Annotated in this window: 15 protein-coding genes; 2 read left to right on the top strand and 13 right to left on the bottom strand. The window is 69.1% G+C overall.

The features are described 5' to 3' along the window. Nucleotides 1-10 precede the first annotated feature (10 nt). The 3 genes from ACFYXB_RS26910 to ACFYXB_RS26900 all read right to left on the bottom strand — a co-directional run bounded on the left by ACFYXB_RS26910 (nucleotide 11) and on the right by ACFYXB_RS26900 (nucleotide 2,823). A complete protein-coding gene (locus tag ACFYXB_RS26910) occupies nucleotides 11-1,081 on the bottom strand; it encodes an ABC transporter substrate-binding protein (protein WP_389586677.1) in 1,071 nt (356 codons plus the stop codon). Between the two features lie 73 nt (nucleotides 1,082-1,154). Continuing rightward, complete coding sequence (locus ACFYXB_RS26905) at nucleotides 1,155-2,018, bottom strand: ABC transporter permease (protein ID WP_389586675.1); 864 nt, start codon at nucleotides 2,016-2,018, stop codon at nucleotides 1,155-1,157. Next, nucleotides 2,008-2,823 carry an ABC transporter ATP-binding protein gene (locus ACFYXB_RS26900; RefSeq protein WP_351348329.1) on the bottom strand — a complete coding sequence of 272 codons (816 nt, stop codon included), beginning with the start codon at nucleotides 2,821-2,823 and terminating at the stop codon, nucleotides 2,008-2,010. Before ACFYXB_RS26900 ends, ACFYXB_RS26905 begins: the two co-directional genes overlap by 11 nt. Before the next feature lie 161 nt (nucleotides 2,824-2,984). Between ACFYXB_RS26900 and ACFYXB_RS26895 the strand changes: the two genes are divergently transcribed. Further along, complete coding sequence (locus tag ACFYXB_RS26895; protein WP_351348331.1) at nucleotides 2,985-3,677, top strand: response regulator; 693 nt, start codon at nucleotides 2,985-2,987, stop codon at nucleotides 3,675-3,677. Nucleotides 3,678-3,740: 63 nt separating this feature from the next. On the opposite strand, the gene ACFYXB_RS26890 is transcribed toward ACFYXB_RS26895, so the two are convergent. The 6 genes from ACFYXB_RS26890 to ACFYXB_RS26865 form a co-directional block, all read right to left on the bottom strand. Then, a complete protein-coding gene (locus tag ACFYXB_RS26890; protein ID WP_389586672.1) occupies nucleotides 3,741-5,333 on the bottom strand; it encodes a cation acetate symporter in 1,593 nt (530 codons plus the stop codon). Continuing rightward, a complete protein-coding gene (locus ACFYXB_RS26885) occupies nucleotides 5,330-5,878 on the bottom strand; it encodes a DUF485 domain-containing protein (RefSeq protein ID WP_389586670.1) in 549 nt (182 codons plus the stop codon). Before ACFYXB_RS26885 ends, ACFYXB_RS26890 begins: the two co-directional genes overlap by 4 nt. A 69-nt stretch (nucleotides 5,879-5,947) precedes the next feature. Next, complete coding sequence (locus ACFYXB_RS26880; protein WP_351348337.1) at nucleotides 5,948-6,628, bottom strand: response regulator transcription factor; 681 nt, start codon at nucleotides 6,626-6,628, stop codon at nucleotides 5,948-5,950. After that, the gene (locus ACFYXB_RS26875; RefSeq protein WP_389586668.1) at nucleotides 6,625-7,776 is read right to left on the bottom strand and encodes a sensor histidine kinase; all 1,152 of its coding nucleotides are present in this window, start codon (nucleotides 7,774-7,776) and stop codon (nucleotides 6,625-6,627) included. The genes ACFYXB_RS26880 and ACFYXB_RS26875 overlap by 4 nt, the downstream gene beginning before the upstream one ends. After that, nucleotides 7,773-8,297 (bottom strand): DUF1453 domain-containing protein, encoded by a 525-nt coding sequence (locus tag ACFYXB_RS26870; protein ID WP_389586666.1) that lies wholly within the window; start codon nucleotides 8,295-8,297, stop codon nucleotides 7,773-7,775. The genes ACFYXB_RS26875 and ACFYXB_RS26870 overlap by 4 nt, the downstream gene beginning before the upstream one ends. Before the next feature lie 301 nt (nucleotides 8,298-8,598). Continuing rightward, the gene (locus ACFYXB_RS26865; RefSeq protein WP_389586664.1) at nucleotides 8,599-10,722 is read right to left on the bottom strand and encodes a type IIA DNA topoisomerase subunit B; all 2,124 of its coding nucleotides are present in this window, start codon (nucleotides 10,720-10,722) and stop codon (nucleotides 8,599-8,601) included. Between the two features lie 442 nt (nucleotides 10,723-11,164). Here ACFYXB_RS26865 and ACFYXB_RS26860 point away from each other — a divergent pair, with 442 nt between their 5' ends. Next, a complete protein-coding gene (locus ACFYXB_RS26860) occupies nucleotides 11,165-11,395 on the top strand; it encodes a hypothetical protein (RefSeq protein WP_351348343.1) in 231 nt (76 codons plus the stop codon). A 108-nt stretch (nucleotides 11,396-11,503) separates the two neighbouring features. Here ACFYXB_RS26860 and ACFYXB_RS26855 read toward each other — a convergent pair whose 3' ends face one another. From ACFYXB_RS26855 to ACFYXB_RS26840, 4 genes are all read right to left on the bottom strand, one after another. Next, nucleotides 11,504-12,370 (bottom strand): S1 family peptidase, encoded by an 867-nt coding sequence (locus ACFYXB_RS26855; protein ID WP_389586662.1) that lies wholly within the window; start codon nucleotides 12,368-12,370, stop codon nucleotides 11,504-11,506. Between the two features lie 122 nt (nucleotides 12,371-12,492). Beyond that, on the bottom strand, nucleotides 12,493-14,040 hold the full coding sequence (locus ACFYXB_RS26850) for an RNA polymerase sigma factor (protein WP_389586660.1): 1,548 nt from the start codon (nucleotides 14,038-14,040) through the stop codon (nucleotides 12,493-12,495). A 426-nt stretch (nucleotides 14,041-14,466) separates the two neighbouring features. Beyond that, nucleotides 14,467-15,354 carry a FadR/GntR family transcriptional regulator gene (locus ACFYXB_RS26845; RefSeq protein ID WP_389586658.1) on the bottom strand — a complete coding sequence of 296 codons (888 nt, stop codon included), beginning with the start codon at nucleotides 15,352-15,354 and terminating at the stop codon, nucleotides 14,467-14,469. A 162-nt stretch (nucleotides 15,355-15,516) separates the two neighbouring features. Beyond that, complete coding sequence (locus ACFYXB_RS26840) at nucleotides 15,517-17,682, bottom strand: ATP-binding cassette domain-containing protein (RefSeq protein ID WP_389586656.1); 2,166 nt, start codon at nucleotides 17,680-17,682, stop codon at nucleotides 15,517-15,519. Between the last annotated feature and the right edge of the window lie 6 nt (nucleotides 17,683-17,688).

Genomic DNA, 17,688 nt, shown 5'->3' with positions numbered 1-17,688 from the left:
TCTGCGTCGATCAGCCCGCGGACTTGGCGGCCTGCTCGACGAACTCGGTCGTGAACGTCTTGCCGAGATCCACCTTGGCGTTCTTGATGTTGGGGTTGAAGGCCTTGAGGACCTTCTCAACAGTCTCTGGGCCGTTGGTGGGCATCACACCGTCGTCCGTGAACATCGGCAGCGTGCTCTTGATGGCCTCCGCGTAGAGGGCCTTGTCGCCCTGGGAGTAGTCGGCGGGCATCTTGGCCGCGATCTCGTCCGCGCTGTGGGTGGACATCCACTTGAGCGTCTTGACGAATGCATTGGCCAACTTCTGGACCGTGTCCTTGTGGCTGTTCACCCAGTCCGTCTGCATGTACAGGCTTGACGACGGATAGGGGCCACCGAGAGCCTCCTGCGAGCCCTCCGGGGTGCGCATGTCGAGGAGGATCTTGCCCGCCTTCTTGTCCAGGATCGTGGCGACGGTCGGATCGGTCGTCATGCCGCCGTCGATCGCGCCCTTCTGGAGCGCCGCGATGAACGTCGGGCCGGCGCCCACCGCGACCGGTGCGAACTCGTTGACCTGGACGCCGTTCTTGACCGCGAGGTACTTGGTGAGGAAGTCGGTCGAGGAGCCGAGGCCGGTCACGCCGAGCTTCTTGCCCTTGAAGTTCTTGGGCGAGGTGATGTCGCCCGCCGCCTTGGTGGAGACGATCTCGACCTCGCCCGGCGCGTGCGAGAACTGCACCACGGACTCCACCGACTTGCCCTTCACCTGAAGGTCCAGCGTGTGGTCGTAGAAGCCGACGGCGCCCTGCACCTGGCCGGAGACGAGCGCGGTCTCGGCCTGCACGCCGGCGGGTTCGCTGAGCAGTTCCACGTCGAGGCCCTCGGCGTCGAAGTAGCCGAGCCGCTGGGTGAGCATCGCGGGCATGTAGATGACCTTGTCCAGGCCACCCACCATGATCTTGACCTTCTCGCCCTTGCCGTCGCCCTTGCTCCCGGAACCGCTGGACGCGGTGCTTGCCGCGTCGTTGGCACAGGCGGTGAGCGAGGAGACGGCGAGCAGGCCGGCGGCGGCCAGCGACGCGTATCTGGCGGACTTGCGCATGAGGGTTCACGTCCTTGTGAGAGGGCGGTGCGGGGATGAGAACAGGCTTGTGGGGGGCGTCTGCGAGGCTCGGTCAGCTGTCCGAGTCGGCCGGCTTCCACCGGAAGATGCGGCGCTCGGCGAAGGTCAGCAGGCCCTCGGCGACGAGTGCGACGACCGCGAGGATGACCATCGCGGCGTACACGCCGGCCGCGTTGAAGGTGCCCTGGGACTGGGCGACGAGCAGGCCGATGCCCTTGGTGGCCCCGATGTACTCGCCGACGATGGCGCCGATCAGGGCGAAGCCGAAGCTGACGTGGAGACTGGTGAAGATCCACGAGGTGGCCGACGGGATGACCACCTGAAGCGTGACCCGCCGGTCGCTGGCACCCAGGATGCGGGCGTTGGCGACCAGGTTGCGGTCGACCTCACGGGCGCCCTGGAAGGCGTTGAAGAACACCGGGAAGAAGACGAGCACCACTGCCGACGCGACCTTGGACGCCGGTCCGAGTCCGAACCAGATCACGAAGATCGGAGCTAGGACGATCCTGGGGATCGAGTTGAGCACCTTGATGTACGGACCAAGGACATCGGCGAGGAAAGCGATCCGCCCGAGCGCGATACCGAAGACGACACCGGCGATCACACCGATGATCCAGCCGACGAGCGCCTCGTACAGCGTGTACCAGATCTGCTCGCCCAGGGAGCCGAGCGCGGTGCCGTGCGCCAGCCAGGTGTAGATCTGGTCCCAGATCTTCGAGGGCATCGAGAAGTTGAACGGATCGATGACCTCGGCGCGGGACAGCACCTCCCACAGGCCGAGCACGGCCACGAGGAGCAGTACCCGCGAGGCGGCGACGACCGCCTTTCGTCTGCGGGCGGCCTGGGCCCGGGACTGCGCGCGGTCCGGCGTCTTGGCCGTGTCGGCGACCGGCGTGCTGAGGACGTCAGGCGACATCGGCAGCACCCCTCTCGCGGGTGATGCGGACCTCTTCGCCGAGGGACTCCCAGATCTCGCGGTAGATGTCGATGAATCGCGGCTCCAGACGCACCGACTCAACCTTGCGCGGCCGCGGCAGGTCGATGTCGAAGACCTGCTTGACGGTCGCGGGCCCGGCGGTCATGACGACGACCTTGTCAGCCAGCGCGATGGACTCCTCCAGGTCATGAGTGACGAAGACGACGGAGGCGCCCGTGCCCTCCCACAGTTCAAGGAGTTCGTCCGACATCAGCGCCCGTGTCTGGACGTCCAATGCCGAGAACGGCTCGTCCATGAGCAGGATCTCGGGGTCGTTGACGAAGGTCGCGGCGAGGGCGACGCGCTTGCGCTGGCCGCCGGAGAGCTGGTGCGGGTAGCGGTCCTCGAAGGCGGTGAGACCGACGCGGGCCAGCCATTCACGGGCCTTCTCCTTGGCCTCGGCCTTCGGTACGCCACGGAAGCGCGGGCCCGCCATGACGTTGGACAGGACGGAGCGCCAGGGGAAGGTGGCGTCCTGCTGGAAGACGAAGCCGACTTTGTCGCCGACGCCGGAGACCGGCTCGCCGGCCACCAGCACCTCGCCGTCGCTGGGCTCCTCCAGGCCGCTGACCAGGGTCAGAGTGGTGGACTTGCCGCAGCCGGTGGGGCCGACGACGGCCACGAACTCACCACGCCCGACGGTGAGGTCCAGCCCCCTGACGGCCGTGTGCAGACCCCCCGACGGGGTCTTGAAGATCTTGCTCGCGCCCCGCAGCTCGATGGCGGGGCTGGTGTCTGCGCTCATGGCCCGGGACGGTAGGTGTGGCCCCGGCCACAGCAGCAGTCTTCTGAGCGCAAGCCGTTCTTTTGCTCGCAAGAGCCTGTTGTGCTCATTTTGCTCGCGCTACAACTGCGGAGCCGAAACACGGGCTTAACGCTCGCCTGGCCTTGAGGAAATGAGGCCCCATGATTGACGTCCTGGTGGTGGACGACGACTTCCGTGTCGCCGAGATCAACGCCAAGTACGTGGGAAAGGTTCCGGGATTCCGGGTGGCCGCCCGCGCGCACAGCGCTGCCCAGGCCCTGGCCGCCGTGGAACGCGGGGGCATCGACCTGGTGCTGCTCGACCACTACTTGCCGGACCAGACGGGTCTTGAACTGGTCCACCGGATGCGCGAACAGGGCTTCGGCACCGACGTCATCATGATCACTGCGGCCAGCGACGTGACGACCGTGCAGAAGGCGATGCGACTTGGCGCCCTGCACTATCTGGTCAAACCCTTCACCTTCGCCGCACTGCGCAGCCGCCTGGACTCGTACGCCGCCCTGCGCCGCACCGTCGATCGGGTCGGCGGCCGGGGTCTGACGGGCCAGGAGCAGGTCGACCGGATCTTCGGCGCGCTGCGCACCGCGCCTCCGCCGAGTTCACCCGGACTGCCGAGCGGTCACTCCGAGCCCACCACGGACCTCATCTGCGGCGTCCTGCACCGCGCCGACCACCCGCTGTCGGCGCACGAGGTGGCCGCCCGGACCGGCCTGAGCCGCTCCACCGCCCAGCGCTATCTGCGCCACCTCGAACAGGCGGGCCGGCTGCGCCTTTCACTGAAGTACGGCGACACGGGGCGGCCGGAGCACCGGTACGCGTGGGTGGCGCCGTAACCGTTCCCGGACACATCGCAGGCGCCGCAGCAGCAACTCACCGTCCCGGCACGCGCACCGCATCTACACCGCCCCCGCGCCGGTCAACGACCGCACCTCGGTCTCCGCGTGCTTGGCCTCGTCCGGCACCTCGGTCGAGGTGACTGTGCCGAGCCAACCGGCCAGGAAGCCCAGGGGGATGGAGACGATGCCGGGGTTCTGCAGCGGGAAGTACTGGAAGTCGACGCCCGGGAACAGCGAACCCGGGCCGCCCGACACCACCGGCGACAGCAGCACCAGGCACAACGCCGGGATCAGCCCGCCGTAGACCGCCCACACGGCGCCGCGTGTCGTGAAGCCGCGCCAGAACAGCGAGTAGAGCAGCACCGGCAGGTTCGCGGACGCGGCCACGGCGAAGGCCAGACCCACCAGGAAGGCGACGTTGAGGTCACGCGCGAGCAGGCCGAGCGCGATCGCCACCAAACCGATTCCGACCGCCGCCACGCGCGCCACGGCGACCTCGCTGCGCGGCGCACCACGCTTGCGCCGCAGCGAGGCGTAGAGGTCGTGGGCCACGGACGCAGAGGACGCGAGCGTGATCCCCGCGACCACGGCGAGGATCGTGGCGAAGGCCACGGCCGCGACGATCGCGAACAGAACCGTTCCCCCTGTCGAGTCGGCACCGCCGCCCAGATCGAGCGCGAGCAGCGGAACTGCCGTGTTCCCCGCCTCGTTCGAGTTGCGTACCGCCTCCGGTCCCACGATCGCGGCCGCACCGAAGCCGAGAATGATCACCATCAGATAGAACCCGCCGATCAGCCCGATCGACCACACGACCGAACGGCGGGCGGCCCGCGCGGTCGGCACGGTGTAGAAGCGGGACAGGATGTGCGGCAGCCCGGCCGTGCCCAGCACGAGCGCAAGTCCCAGGCTGATGAAGTCGAACCGTGCGGTCCAGTCCCTGCCGTACTTCAGCCCCGGCGCCAGGAACGCGTCCCCGTGACCGCTGCGCTCAGCCGCCGTGAGCAGCAGCCGGTCGAGGTCCCCGTGGAAGCGCACCAGAACGAGCACGGTGAGCGCGATGGTCCCGGCGAGCAGCAGCACGGCCTTCACGATCTGGATCCATGTGGTGGCCCGCATCCCTCCGAATGACACATAGATCACCATGAGCGCGCCGACGCCGATCACCGTCCACGCCTGCGCCGCCCCGCCCGTCCGCCCGAGCAGCAGCGCCACCAGGCTGCCCGCGCCGACCATTTGCGCCACCAAATAGAGAACGGACACGGTGACCGAGGAAGTTCCCGCGGCGATCCGCACGGGCCGCTCGCTCATCCGCGCCGCCACCACGTCGGCCAATGTGAACCGTCCGCAGTTGCGCACCAGTTCCGCCACCAGGAACAGCACCACCAGCCAGGCGACGAGGAACCCCACCCCGTACAGCAGCCCGTCGTAGCCGAACAGGGCGATGAGTCCGGCAACGCCCAGGAACGAGGCCGCCGACATGTAGTCACCCGCGATGGCAAGGCCATTCTCCATCGGCGAGAACAAACGGCCCCCCGCGTAGAACTCCTCGGCGGAACCGTGCCGTTTACGACTCACCCACGTCGTGATCCCCAGAGTCACGGCCACAAAGGCGCTGAACAGCACTAGCGCCAGCGTCTGATGACGGTCCGTCACAGGTCGCCACCCTGGACTCCACGCGTCAGTTCCTGGGTGTCCCAGCGCAGTTCGAGCGCGGCCCGGTCCCTACGCAGCCGCGCGTGCCGGGAATAGGCCCAGGTGAGCAGGAACGTGGTGAGGAACTGCCCGAGACCCGCGACCATCGCCACGTTCACCGCCCCCGCCACCGGCCTTGCCATGAAACCCGGCGCGGTCGTCGCCGTGATCACGTACCCCACGTACCAGGCGAAGAAGACGGCGACCCCGGGCATCACGAACCGGCGGTACCGGCTGCGCACCTCCTGGAACGCAGCACTGCGCTGCACCTCGAGGTACACGTCACGCGCGCGAACGGCCGCCCCCTCCCCCGGTTCTCGCGCGGCCGGCACGGCAGGGGTCGGCGCACCCGTGCCGTCCAGCTCGCCCCAGCCCGAGGCCAGCGCGTCGTACCAAGGGTCTTCGTATCTCACCTCGCGGTGAGCCGAGCCGTGGTCTTCGTTGTTCTCGGCCGTACCGTCGGGACCGCCCCCGACTCCGTGGGGGCGACCGTAGCTTGACTGCATGCCCAAGGATGGACAGAACGGGAAGATCCCTGACTCTTCTTCCCCCGGCACTTCACCCCATCAGGTGACTCAATCCCCTGGTGGCCGCACCAGGCCCTTCCCGTACGCGTAACGCACCGCCTGCGCACGGTCCTTGAGCCCCGTCTTGGCGAAGAGGTTGTTGATGTGGGTCTTCACCGTCGCGGTGGAGACGTGCAGTCTGCGGGCGATCTCGTGGTTGCTGAGACCCTCGGCGATCAGCACCAGGACCTCCGTCTCCCGAGCCGTGAGCCCGTCGGGCGCCTCGGCGCGCGGAGGCAGCGGCTCGGGCTCCGACAGCCGCTCCAGCAGCCGCCGTTGGACACTCGGCGAGAGCCCGGCGTCCCCGGACAGCACGCTGTGCACTGCCCGCACGATCTCGTCGCCGCCCGCGTCCTTCGTGAGATAGCCGCGCGCGCCCGCTCTCAGCGCGGGGAACAGCGAATCGTCGTCGGCGAACGTGGTGAGCACCACGACCTGCGTACCCGGGTGCTCCGCCCGGATCCGCCGGGTCGCCTCCACACCGTCGCAGCGGGGCATCCGCAGGTCCATCAGGACCACGTCCGGGGCGAGTTCGGCGACCAGCTTCACCGCCTCCTCCCCGTCGCCCGCGGCCCCGACCACCTCAATGCCCGGCAGCAGTCCGAGCAACATCACGATGCCTTCCCGGACCACGGTCTGATCGTCCGCGACCACCACCCGCGCGGGCTTCCTGCCTGCCTCCTCCGTCATACGGGCACCTTCAACGTCACCACGAACCCCTCTTCACCCGGCCCGGCCTCCAGCGAGCCGCCCAGCAACTCGGCACGCTCCCGCATACCCAGCAGACCGTACCCGCCGCCCGATCCCGTGAGCTCGCCCGGCGTACCGTCCGAGTCCCGTACGTCGAGCGTCACTTCGCACTCGCCGTAGTCCAGCAGCACCTGGATCTTGGCTCCGTGAGCGTGCTTGCGGACGTTGGTCAGCGCTTCCTGGGCGACCCGCCGTACGGCCTGCGACGCCTCGGCCGGCAGCGCTCTGCGCTCACCCGTGACGGTGACCTCTGCGCCGTCGGCCGCGCTGACGAGACCGCTCAGGAACTCCTCCAGCGGCGTCAGCTCGCCACGCAGCGCGGAGAGAGCCTGCCGGGTCTCGGCGAGACCGTCCCTGGCCATTCCCCTTGCCGCCACCACCCTTTCGAGGATCTGCTCGCGGTCCGCGCCCCGCTCGATCAGCAGCCGGGCCGCCTCCAGGTGCACGAGCTGGGCCGAGAGGCTGTGCGCGAGTACGTCGTGGATCTCCCGCGCGATCCTGGCCCGCTCCCCCAGCGCCGCGGACTCCGCCTCGGCCGCTCTCGCGGCCCGCTCCTGGGCGAGCAGCCGCTGTGCCCCGCCCCGTGCCTCGGCGTCCAGCCGTAGGACGTATCCGGCGAGCGCCATGCCCGTCACCGTGGCGGCGGTGGTGAGCCAGACATCGTTGTTGATCGCGGAGAACGCGGCCAGGGCGACGGAGGCGATGGGCAGTGCCGCGCCGAGCGGGAGCCGCTCCAGCGCCGAGATGGCACAGCCGCACCACACGACCAGCGCCGGCCCTCGGAAACCGGTTGTCTGGGCCACCGTCGCCATGCCCAGCAGCAACGTGACCAGTACCAGGGACCCCCACAGCCGGTGCTGGTAGGTGGTCCGGAAGAAGGCCCAGGACAGGAACCCGGTCAGCAGGACCCCGCCCACCGCAGCGGCCGTGCCCCAGCCATGGACGTGGCGCGACTCGAAGGCGCTCCACAGCAGCAGCCCGATGACCACGAGTCGCACGGCCCAGGCGAGCTGACGTCTCGGCTTCGTGGTCCCCTCGCGGCCGAGCGCCTCCCGCGAGGGCCAGCGCGTCCAGGCGTTCTCCGTCACACGCGCTCCTTCCGCGCCGACCCGGGCATGGCGTCACCGTACGCCGTGGCCGGGGCGACGCCGGGGGTGAGGGACTGCGCCCGCCACATCAGAATCCCGGAGCGCACCAGGAGGGTTGCCGCGAGGGCCAGGAGCAGGGCGGAGCTGTCCTGGTGGACGCCGATCGTCGCACCGAGGGCGAACAGCCCGACCCGCAGTGCGATGCCGATGATCCAGACGACAACGCTCGACGTGGTGCTCTTGGTCCACACGACGCCGTCCGGCTCCACCCACACACGGGTCGTCCAGGCCCAGCCCGCGCCCGTGGCCAGGCCTATGAGCAGCTCGGCGGCGAGCAGGAGAACGGACTCGGTGCGGTGGTGGGCGTCGAGTATGCCCGGCTCACGCAGGGCCACGACCGCCAGGATCACGGGCACGATCCACCAGCGCCGGTCGGTGCCGATCGGACGGGCGCGGAACTGCCGCACGATCACCAGCACGACAACGGCCACGATCACCAACGCGTTGACGAGCCCGGACATCAGAGCCTCCGTGAGCGGAAGGAGATGTCGGCAGCGGTCGCTGCCGACACCCACGACGCTACGGAAATTCGCAGGTCAGCAGATCGGAGCCCGGGTGGATCGAGGGTGGAACCTCACGACGGTCCGTTCTCCACCCACGGGTGGAGAACCCGCCGCTGGTCCGCCGGGCAGGACGGAGCGGGCCGTAGTCGGGGGGCGCGCTACCTACCCTCGCCCCCGCCACCTGCAAAACCAGGCCGGCCCACGCCATCCCGCCACACCCAGCCTGCACCGAGCCAATCGGCCAGGGCCGGCGCAGCGCCTACGCGTCGATCCGCGAACGGTCCAGCGTCGCCGCCGAGCTGGAGATGAACTCCTTGCGGGGCGCCACGTCGTTGCCCATCAGCAGGTCGAAGACCTGTTCGGCGGCGTCGAGATCGGAGAGGTTGATCCGGCGCAGGGTGCGGTGGCGCGGGTCCATCGTCGTCTCGGCCAGCTGGTCGGCGTCCATCTCACCGAGACCCTTGTAGCGCTGGATGGAGTCCTTGTACCGAACGCCCTTGCTCTGCAGCTCCATGAGCTTGTCGCGCAGTTCGCGGTCCGAGTACGTGTAGATGTACTTGTCCTGGCCCTTCTTGGGCTGGATCAACTCGATGCGGTGCAGGGGTGGCACCGCGGCGAACACCCGGCCGGCCTCGACCATGGGCCGCATGTAGCGCTGGAACAGCGTCAGCAGCAGGCAGCGGATGTGGGAGCCGTCGACGTCGGCGTCCGTCATCATGATGATCTTGCCGTAGCGCGCCGCGTCGAGGTCGAAGGTCCGGCCCGACCCGGCTCCTATGACCTGGATGATCGCGCCGCACTCGGCGTTCTTCAGCATGTCCGTGACGGACGACTTCTGGACGTTCAGGATCTTGCCCCGGATCGGCAGCAGCGCCTGGAACTCGGAGTTCCGGGCCAGCTTGGCCGTACCGAGCGCGGAGTCGCCCTCGACGATGAACAGCTCGCTGCGCTCGACGTCGTCACTGCGGCAGTCGGCGAGCTTGGCAGGCAGGGAGGAGGACTCGAGGGCCGTCTTCCGGCGCTGCGCGTCCTTGTGCTGGCGGGCGGCGATACGGGTGCGGGCGGCGGCGACCGCCTTCTCCATGACCACCCGTGCCTGGGCGGCGGCGTCGCGCTTCGTGGAGGTCAGGAACGCCTTGAGTTCCTTGGCGATCACGGTGTTCACGATGCGGCGGGCCGCGGACGTGCCGAGGACCTCCTTCGTCTGGCCCTCGAACTGCGGCTCGGCCAGGCGCACGGTGACGACGGCGGTGAGGCCCTCCAGGGCGTCGTCCTTGACGATGTCGTCCTCGGCGACGCGCAGCAGCTTCTTGGCGCGCAGCACCTCGTTCATGGTGCTGGTCACCGCCGTCTCGAAGCCGGCCACGTGGGTGCCGCCCTTGGGGGTGGCGATGATGTTCACGAACGACTTCAGGGTCGTGTCGTAGCCCGTGCCCCAGCGCATGGCCACGTCGACGGCGAGTTCGCGGGTGACCTGGGTCGGGGTCATCTGACCGTGCTCGTCGAGGACGGGCACCGTCTCCCTGAAGGTGCCCTGCCCGGAGAGGCGGAGGACGTCGCAGACCGGCTTGTCCGTGGCCAGGTACTCACAGAACTCGCTGATGCCGCCGTCGAAGCGGAAGGACTCCTCGCCCTTGCTGCCACCCTCACCGAGACCGAATTCGTCCCGGACGACGATGGTCAGGCCGGGCACCAGGAACGCGGTCTGGCGGGCGCGCTGGTGAAGGTTGTCCAGCGAGAGCTTGGCGTCCTTGAGGAAGATCTGGCGGTCGGCCCAGTAGCGCACGCGCGTGCCGGTGCGGGTCTTGGGGATCTTCTTGGTCTTGCGCAGGCCGCTCTTGGCCTCGAACTCGGCGTCCGGGCCGTCGGCCACGAAGGCGCCAGGGACACCGCGCCGGAAGCTGATGGCGTGGGTGTGGCCGCTGCGGTCCACCTCGACGTCGAGGCGGGCGGACAGGGCGTTGACGACAGAGGCGCCGACGCCGTGCAGGCCGCCGGAGGCCGCGTACGAGCCGCCGCCGAACTTGCCGCCGGCGTGCAGCTTGGTCATCACGACCTCGACGCCGGACAGACCGGTCTTCGGTTCGACGTCCACGGGGATGCCGCGGCCGTTGTCGCGCACCTCCACGGAGGCGTCGTCGTGGAGGATCACCTCGATGTGGTCGCAGTACCCGCCGAGGGCCTCGTCCACGGAGTTGTCGATGATCTCCCACAGGCAGTGCATCAAGCCACGGGTGTCGGTCGACCCGATGTACATACCCGGGCGCTTCCGCACGGCCTCGAGGCCCTCGAGGACGAGCAGGTGCCGCGCGGTGTAGTTGGAACCGTCCCGGTCTGCTCCTGCCAGCAGCGCTGTGGACGGCACGGACGTATCGGCGGTCACGCGGTTCGCTCCTCGCTGAATTTCAGTTGGGGCCCTTCTGGGTAAGGGCACGGCTTCGGTCGCCGCCAAGAGGGTACCGAGGCCTGGTAGAGCCGTTGTAACGCCTACCCTCGTCTGGTGTCACACTAGTCCAGGGTCGCATAGGTGTTCGATCCCTCGATGGAGTGAAGTACATATCACGTTCCCTTCGAGGCATGAACCATTTAGGCTCCGGGCACGTCCTCATGCACAACCGGCAAGCCAGCCGGGGGGACGACGACCGATTGACAGCGCGAAACCGTAAGGCACATAAGACACGCAATACGGCTCATTCGCCGCCAACCGGCAGCAGACAGCCACCCGGGAAAGATTTTTTCGCGGAAGGGCCACGAGCGGGAACGTTTTCGGGCTGGTTGGATGTTGACCCTGGTACGACAGCTCGTCGAGCTAGAGAAGAGGCGACGTGACTACTGTTCTGACCCCCGCGAGCCCGTTGACGGCCGCCGACCGCTGCGACCGCTGCGGCGCCCAGGCATACCTGCGCGTCGTCCTGCTCAGCGGCGGTGAACTGCTCTTCTGCGCCCACCACGGCCGCAAGTTCGAGCCGGAACTCAAGAAGATCGCCGCTGAGATACAGGACGAGACGGAGCGGCTGACAACCGTTCCGGAATCTGCCTCCGAAGAAGAGCGCTGACACCTCGCATCAACGACGAGCCAGTTCCGGCACAGGCCGGTGAACGGGCGGCCGCTCCTTCCAGGATCGGCCGCCCGTCGTCGTACCTCACCGGGTCCAGGGACCGCCTCAGGCGCCCTTGTGTGAGCCCTCCTGGCCGGCGCTGCCACCGCTCCCGCTCAGCGCGCGTACGACCTCGGACACCCGGGTGTAGACACCGGGGCTCCCCGCCCGTCCACAGCCGTTGCCCCAGGACACGAGCCCGATCAGGCGCCCTTTGGCGACCAGCGGGCCTCCGCTGTCGCCCTGGCAGGCGTCGCGCCCGCCCTTGACCTCGCCGGCGCACAGCATGGAATCGGACCGGTACGTGCCCTCGGGGCCGCCCGGATAGGCCTGCTCGCACAGTTTGTCGGCCAGCACGCTCACACGTGCGGCGCGCAGGTGCCGCGGGTAGTCGCCGGCGCCGGTCGTGTCGCCCCACCCGTAGACCGTGGCGCCCGTGCCGGGCGTGTACGCCGGGTCGCCCGCCGTGGCCATGCCGATGACGGCGCTCTGCGGCAGGGACTTGGCAAGGGTGATCACGGCGAAGTCACCGGCGTTGCTCGCCGCGTCGTAGCCGGGATTGACCTTGGCGTCGCGCACGGGGATCTCCTCCCCCTGCGCCGACAGCAGGTCCGTACGACCGGTGATGACCCTGAGGTCGCCGCCCTGGTCCGGCCAGCCTCCCAGAACCTCGTCGGCCAGGCAGTGGGCCGCCGTGAGGACAGTCGTACGGTCGACGGCCACACCGCCGCAGAATTGTCCCGCCCGCGTACCCCCGAACCGGTCACGGCTGGCCAGCGCGACCGTCCAGGGGCTCTGGGAGACGTCGACGGGGAAACCGCCGACGACAACGCTGTCGGCGGCCACGGGAACCGCTGTGACCAGCGGTATGACGGCGGTGGTGGTCGCCGCAACCAGCGGCCCGATCAGTGCCCGCTTGATAGGACGAAGCATGCACGTTCCTCACTCTGGGTGCCTTTGGGACACTCAGAGTCATCCAGAGCGCCGCAATCCGCAGCACGAAGGCCTGGCCTCCCCGCGGGGAGGCCAGGCCTTTGACGTCGGACGACCGCGGCCTAGTCGAGGTAGTCGCGCAGCACCTGCGAACGCGACGGGTGACGCAGCTTCGACATGGTCTTGGACTCGATCTGACGGATGCGCTCACGCGTCACGCCGTACACCTTGCCGATCTCGTCGAGGGTCTTCGGCTGACCGTCGGTGAGACCGAAGCGCATCGAGACAACGCCCGCCTCGCGCTCGGACAGGGTGTCCAGGACGGAGTGCAGCTGCTCCTGCAGGAGCGTGAAGCTGACCGCGTCAGCCGGGACGACGGCCTCGGAGTCCTCGATGAGGTCACCGAACTCACTGTCGCCGTCCTCGCCCAGCGGGGTGTGCAGGGAGATGGGCTCGCGGCCGTACTTCTGGACCTCGATGACCTTCTCCGGGGTCATGTCGAGTTCCTTGGCCAGCTCCTCCGGGGTGGGCTCGCGGCCCAGGTCCTGGAGCATCTGGCGCTGAACGCGCGCGAGCTTGTTGATGACCTCGACCATGTGCACCGGGATACGGATGGTGCGAGCCTGGTCGGCCATGGCGCGGGTGATCGCCTGACGGATCCACCAGGTGGCGTACGTGGAGAACTTGTAGCCCTTGGTGTAGTCGAACTTCTCGACCGCGCGGATCAGACCGAGGTTGCCCTCCTGGATGAGGTCCAGGAAGAGCATGCCGCGACCGGTGTAGCGCTTGGCCAGGGAGACCACCAGACGGAGGTTGGCCTCCAGGAGGTGGTTCTTGGCGCGGCGGCCGTCCTCGGCGATGATCTCCAGCTCGCGCTTGAGCTTCGGCGCGAGCTTGTCGGCGTTGGCCAGCTTGTCCTCGGCGAACAGACCCGCCTCGATGCGCTTGGCGAGCTCGACCTCCTGCTCGGCGTTGAGCAGGGGGACCTTGCCGATCTGCTTGAGGTAGTCCTTGACCGGGTCGGCGGTGGCGCCGGCCGCCGCGACCTGCTGGGCGGGCGCGTCGTCCTCGTCCTCGTCGGACAGGACGAAGCCCGCACTCTCGGTGCCCTCGGGCTCGTCGCCGCCGCCCTTGGCCTCCTCGAGCACCTCTTCCTCGACGACTTCGGCGTCGTCCTTCTTGGCGGTGGTCTTCTTGGCCGCCGTCTTCTTGGCGACCGTCTTCTTCGCGACCGCCTTCTTGGCCGTCGTCGCCTTCTTGGCTACGGCCTTCTTGGCCGGAGCGGCTTCCTCGGCGGGATCGACGACAGCGGGTTCGGCGGGGGCGGCCGGGGCAGCCGTCGTCGCGGTGGCCTTCCTGGTGGTCACCGTCTTCGCCGCGACCGTCTTGGTGGCGGTGCGCTTGGCCGGACTCTTCGCTGCGACGCTCTTACGGGTGCGCTTGGGCTCCGCGGCACTGACCATCAGCGTCACACCCTCTTCCTCGAGGATCTGGTTGAGGCTGCGCAGTACGTTCTTCCACTGAGTGGCCGGAATCTGGTCAGCTTCGAAGGCCCGACGCACATCGTCGCCGGCGATCTGCCCCTCAGCCTTTCCCCGCTCAATGAGCGCCATGACAGAGACGGACTCGGCGATCTCCGGCGGGAGCGTACGGGATGTGCTGGCCGACACGAACAACCTCTCGGAACGTTGGAAAACGGCTTCCGGCCCCGTCCACTACAGACAGGAGCCGACCACCGGCCTGGGGATGGGCCGACGGCGCGGGCGGGAACCGGGAAGATGCACAGCGCCATTCATGGCGTCCGTATTCCCTCCGCGGCTGTCACCTCTTAGGTCATCGCGCTGGTCCCAAGAGCGTTACGCCCAATCTTCGTGGCCCGAGTCACACCCCGTAAGCGCTCAAAAACGGTCAGATACGGGCAGACGGTGTCTCCCGCGACCTTGGCCAGGGCCGCTCCGCCGGCTGAGCCACCTCGACGCACCGCCGGACCCCCCGGACTCCAGAGGATCCGGCGGGGTCCGGCAGCGGATGGTTCCCGGGCCCGGCGCTGCCACGGGAACGCGGCACACCCCGACCGCACCGCCCGCGGCGCGACGTCAGTGCTCGCGCGGCGCGGGCACCACGCGCTCCACCTCGGGGTGGACGGTGAGCAGTTGACGCATGGCGGTCTCGGCCGCCGCACCGTCGCTGCTACCGAGCGCGTCGACGATCCGCGCGTGCTGCGCCAGGGACACGTCGTTCGGCCGGTCACAGCCCGTGACCGGGCCGCCGGAGACCTGGAGGGCGGCGGAAACGATGCCGGAGAGGTGTTCCAGCATGCGGTTGCCGGCGATCTGGATGAGCAGCGCGTGGAACTCGGTGTCGGCGCGGGAGAAGGTGAGCGCGTCACCCTGTCCCATGGCGTGGCTCATGATCTCGACCATGTCGGAGAGGCGCTGCTGGACGTCCTCGCGCCCGTGCCCGGCGGCGAGGCGCGCGGCGAGCGGCTCGATCGTCCAGCGCAGCTCGCTCAGCTCACGGCGTTGGTCGTCGCGCTGCGGTCCGAAGGCCCGCCATTCGATGATGTCCGGGTCGAGGAGGTTCCAGTCGCTGACGGGACGCACGCGCGTGCCGACGTTCGGGCGGGCGCTGACCAGGCCCTTGGCCTCGAGGACGCGGAGGGACTCGCGGACGACGGTGCGGGAGACCTCGAATCGCTGGCCGATCTCCTCGGGCACCAGCGGGCGGTCCGCGCCCAGGTCGCCCGAGACGATCATCTGCCCGAGCTGCTGGACGAGTTGGCCGTGCAGTCCGCGTCCGCGGCTGCCCGCGGCGCGCCGGCCCACACGGCCCAGCTCGGGGTCCGCGCCGTCCCAGGAGGGTGTTGCGACGCGGTCGGGCACGGAGGCCTCGGTGTAGGGGTAGCGGTCGAGATCGCCCGGGCCGGCGAGACCTGAGTCTGCGGAGCGGGCGGCGGTCATCATGGTGTGCGCAAGGGTACTCACGGATCCTTTGTCGGCGTCGTCTCCAACTCCCTTGAGGTCTTTGGTGAAAAGCACACGAAAGGGTGATCGCTCACCCCGTCGCAATTGACGCCTTATCGGAAAGAAATGGCCTGTCTCCGGGGAGTTGTGCTCAGAGCAGGTTCCGAAGCGCGCGGACGGTCGTCATCGGACCCTGCTTCGCAGGGTCGTGAGCAGATACGCGCACAGGAGAGCGGTCAGTGACAACGTCATTGCGCTGCCCACGGGTTGGGCGAGAACCCGGGCTGCCCCGGCGAGGTAGCGTTCCCCTCCGAAAGGCCACTGCAGCAGGAAGACCTCCCGCATCCGCGCCGGAAGTCCCGCGGCCATCGACGCGCCCCGTCCCTGCAGGACCTTGTGCACCAGGGGTACGACCACGACGGGTACGGCGACCACCGCGGCGAGTCCGCCCGAAGTGGACCGGAAGACACCCGCGGCCAGTACGCCGGCCCAGGCGCATCCAACCACAAGCCCAAACCAACTCGCGCTCAGCGAAAGCCAGTCCGCAGGAACCTGCGCAAGCTCCCGTCCGTATACGACATAGAGCGTTTCGGCGTCGCAGCCCAGGGTGAGGAAGGCCAGCACCAGGGCCGTGGCCCCGGAGACGAGGAGTTTCGCGGTGAGCAGCCCCAGCCGACGGGGCACGCTGCCGCGATCCACCGCGAGGGCAGGGTGGCGGAACTCGTCCCCGAAGGCCAGAGCACCGAGCAGTCCGGCTCCGAGCGCGGCGGGTGGCAGGGGCACCTCCCGCGGCCAGGCCGCGAACAGCCGCGCCTGCGGGGTGTGGCCGATCCGGGCGAGGAGTACGGCGACGAGCGCGGACACCACGAGCGTGGCCCCGCAGATGACGAAGCCCGTGCCGATTCCGGCGGCGCGGCGGAGTTCGTAGCGGAGGGGGCGCAGGGGGCTGGGGGCGGGACGGACGGAGATGGGGGGCGGGAGGGGGGACGGACTGCCTGGAGTGAGCGCTTCCTCGGGACGTGCCGGAACCGTCTGGGGCTGGGTTCCGGTCGTGGACCGTCGACGGATCACCCGTGCGCCGCGCGTCGGCGTTCCCGGGGAGTGGGCGCCGGGCGACGGAGTGGTGCCCTCCTGCGCGTCGGCGTCACATGCGGCGGTCGGCGACGGACCCGCCGAGGGCTTGGGGTCGGCGGGTTCCTGGCCGTCACCGGTTGTCGGGACACCGACAGTCCGAACGGCTGCGCGCGGTCGCGGTCCCTGCGAGGGAAACGTACCGGCGAGCGACGACCGCACCGGCGTGGGCGCGTTGTCGGACACCTGGTCGTCGGCGGCTCTTGACGACTCCGTCGGCTGCGACCTTCGAGCGGCCTGCGAACACTCGTGGGCCGACAGGTCGCCGGAGGCCTGTCGCTGATCGAATACGACCGACTCTTCGGCAGGGCGCCTCGCTTCCGGAGGAACGGCTCCGGCACCAGGCCCCATGTCGCCCAGCTCGTCCGCGAGTTGGTGGACGAGGATGCCGTGACGGAAAGCCGTGTCACCGATGTCGGCGGTCGTACTGCCATACACCAGGAGACGGTTGCCGTCTTCGGTCACGACTTCGAGGGAGCGCTGGGCCGTACGAGCCTCTTTGGTGAGAAGTGCCGCGAGGCGCGCGGCGTACGGGCTGCGGACGGCGACGCGGGGACGCAGCCGGGTGCGGGCGAACTCCTTGGCTTCCTGGTCGGCGACGAGCCTGCCCTGGTCCAGGGTGACGACCCGGTCGGCCGTGCGCGCGGCCTCCTTGGGGTCGGCCGTGGTGAACAGGACGGTGCCGCCCTGGGCGGCATGCGCCCGCAGCATGTCGTGCAGCCAACGGACTTCATTGGCGGAGAGTCCGCGCGCGGGGGCGTCCAGTACGAGCGTGTGCGGATCGGGCAACAGGGCGCAGGCCAGGCCCACCCGTCGGTCCATGCCACGCGCCAGGGTGCCCAGACGTTCCTCACGCAGACTGACGAGGCCGACCACTTCGAGAACCTCGTCGGCACGCCGTACGGGGACCCCGGCGGCGGCGGAGAGCATGCGCAGGTGACTGCGGACCGAACGGGCCGGATGCCCGGGCACATCACCCAGGAGGACGCCGACTTCGCGCGACGGGTGGGAGATACGGCGCAGCGGACGGCCTCTGAAGTAGGTGATGCCCCGACCCTGTTGGAGTTCGAGCATCAGTCTCAGCGCCGTCGTCTTGCCCGCGCCCGGTGCTCCCAGGAGCGCGGTGACGCGGCCGGTGTGCGCCTCGAAGGAAACGTTGTCGAGGGCGGGGCGGCGCGCCTTGCGGGGATTGCTGGTCAGTCCAAAGGCCTGGATCACCTTCAG

Origin of the sequence: Streptomyces sp. NPDC002619 (assembly GCF_042889305.1) — a bacterium.
In the GTDB taxonomy this organism is placed as follows: domain Bacteria; phylum Actinomycetota; class Actinomycetes; order Streptomycetales; family Streptomycetaceae; genus Streptomyces.
This window is presented reverse-complemented; position numbering and strand designations above follow the sequence as displayed.

Coding starts and splice junctions, on each gene's coding strand:
- ACFYXB_RS26880 (WP_351348337.1), bottom strand. CDS start 6,628: ATGACGGAGGAGGCAGGCAGGAAGCCCGCGCGGGTGGTGGTCGCGGAC.
- ACFYXB_RS26885 (WP_389586670.1), bottom strand. CDS start 5,878: ATGCAGTCAAGCTACGGTCGCCCCCACGGAGTCGGGGGCGGTCCCGAC.
- ACFYXB_RS26900 (WP_351348329.1), bottom strand. CDS start 2,823: ATGAGCGCAGACACCAGCCCCGCCATCGAGCTGCGGGGCGCGAGCAAG.
- ACFYXB_RS26855 (WP_389586662.1), bottom strand. CDS start 12,370: ATGCTTCGTCCTATCAAGCGGGCACTGATCGGGCCGCTGGTTGCGGCG.
- ACFYXB_RS26910 (WP_389586677.1), bottom strand. CDS start 1,081: ATGCGCAAGTCCGCCAGATACGCGTCGCTGGCCGCCGCCGGCCTGCTC.
- ACFYXB_RS26870 (WP_389586666.1), bottom strand. CDS start 8,297: ATGTCCGGGCTCGTCAACGCGTTGGTGATCGTGGCCGTTGTCGTGCTG.
- ACFYXB_RS26895 (WP_351348331.1), top strand. CDS start 2,985: ATGATTGACGTCCTGGTGGTGGACGACGACTTCCGTGTCGCCGAGATC.
- ACFYXB_RS26905 (WP_389586675.1), bottom strand. CDS start 2,018: ATGTCGCCTGACGTCCTCAGCACGCCGGTCGCCGACACGGCCAAGACG.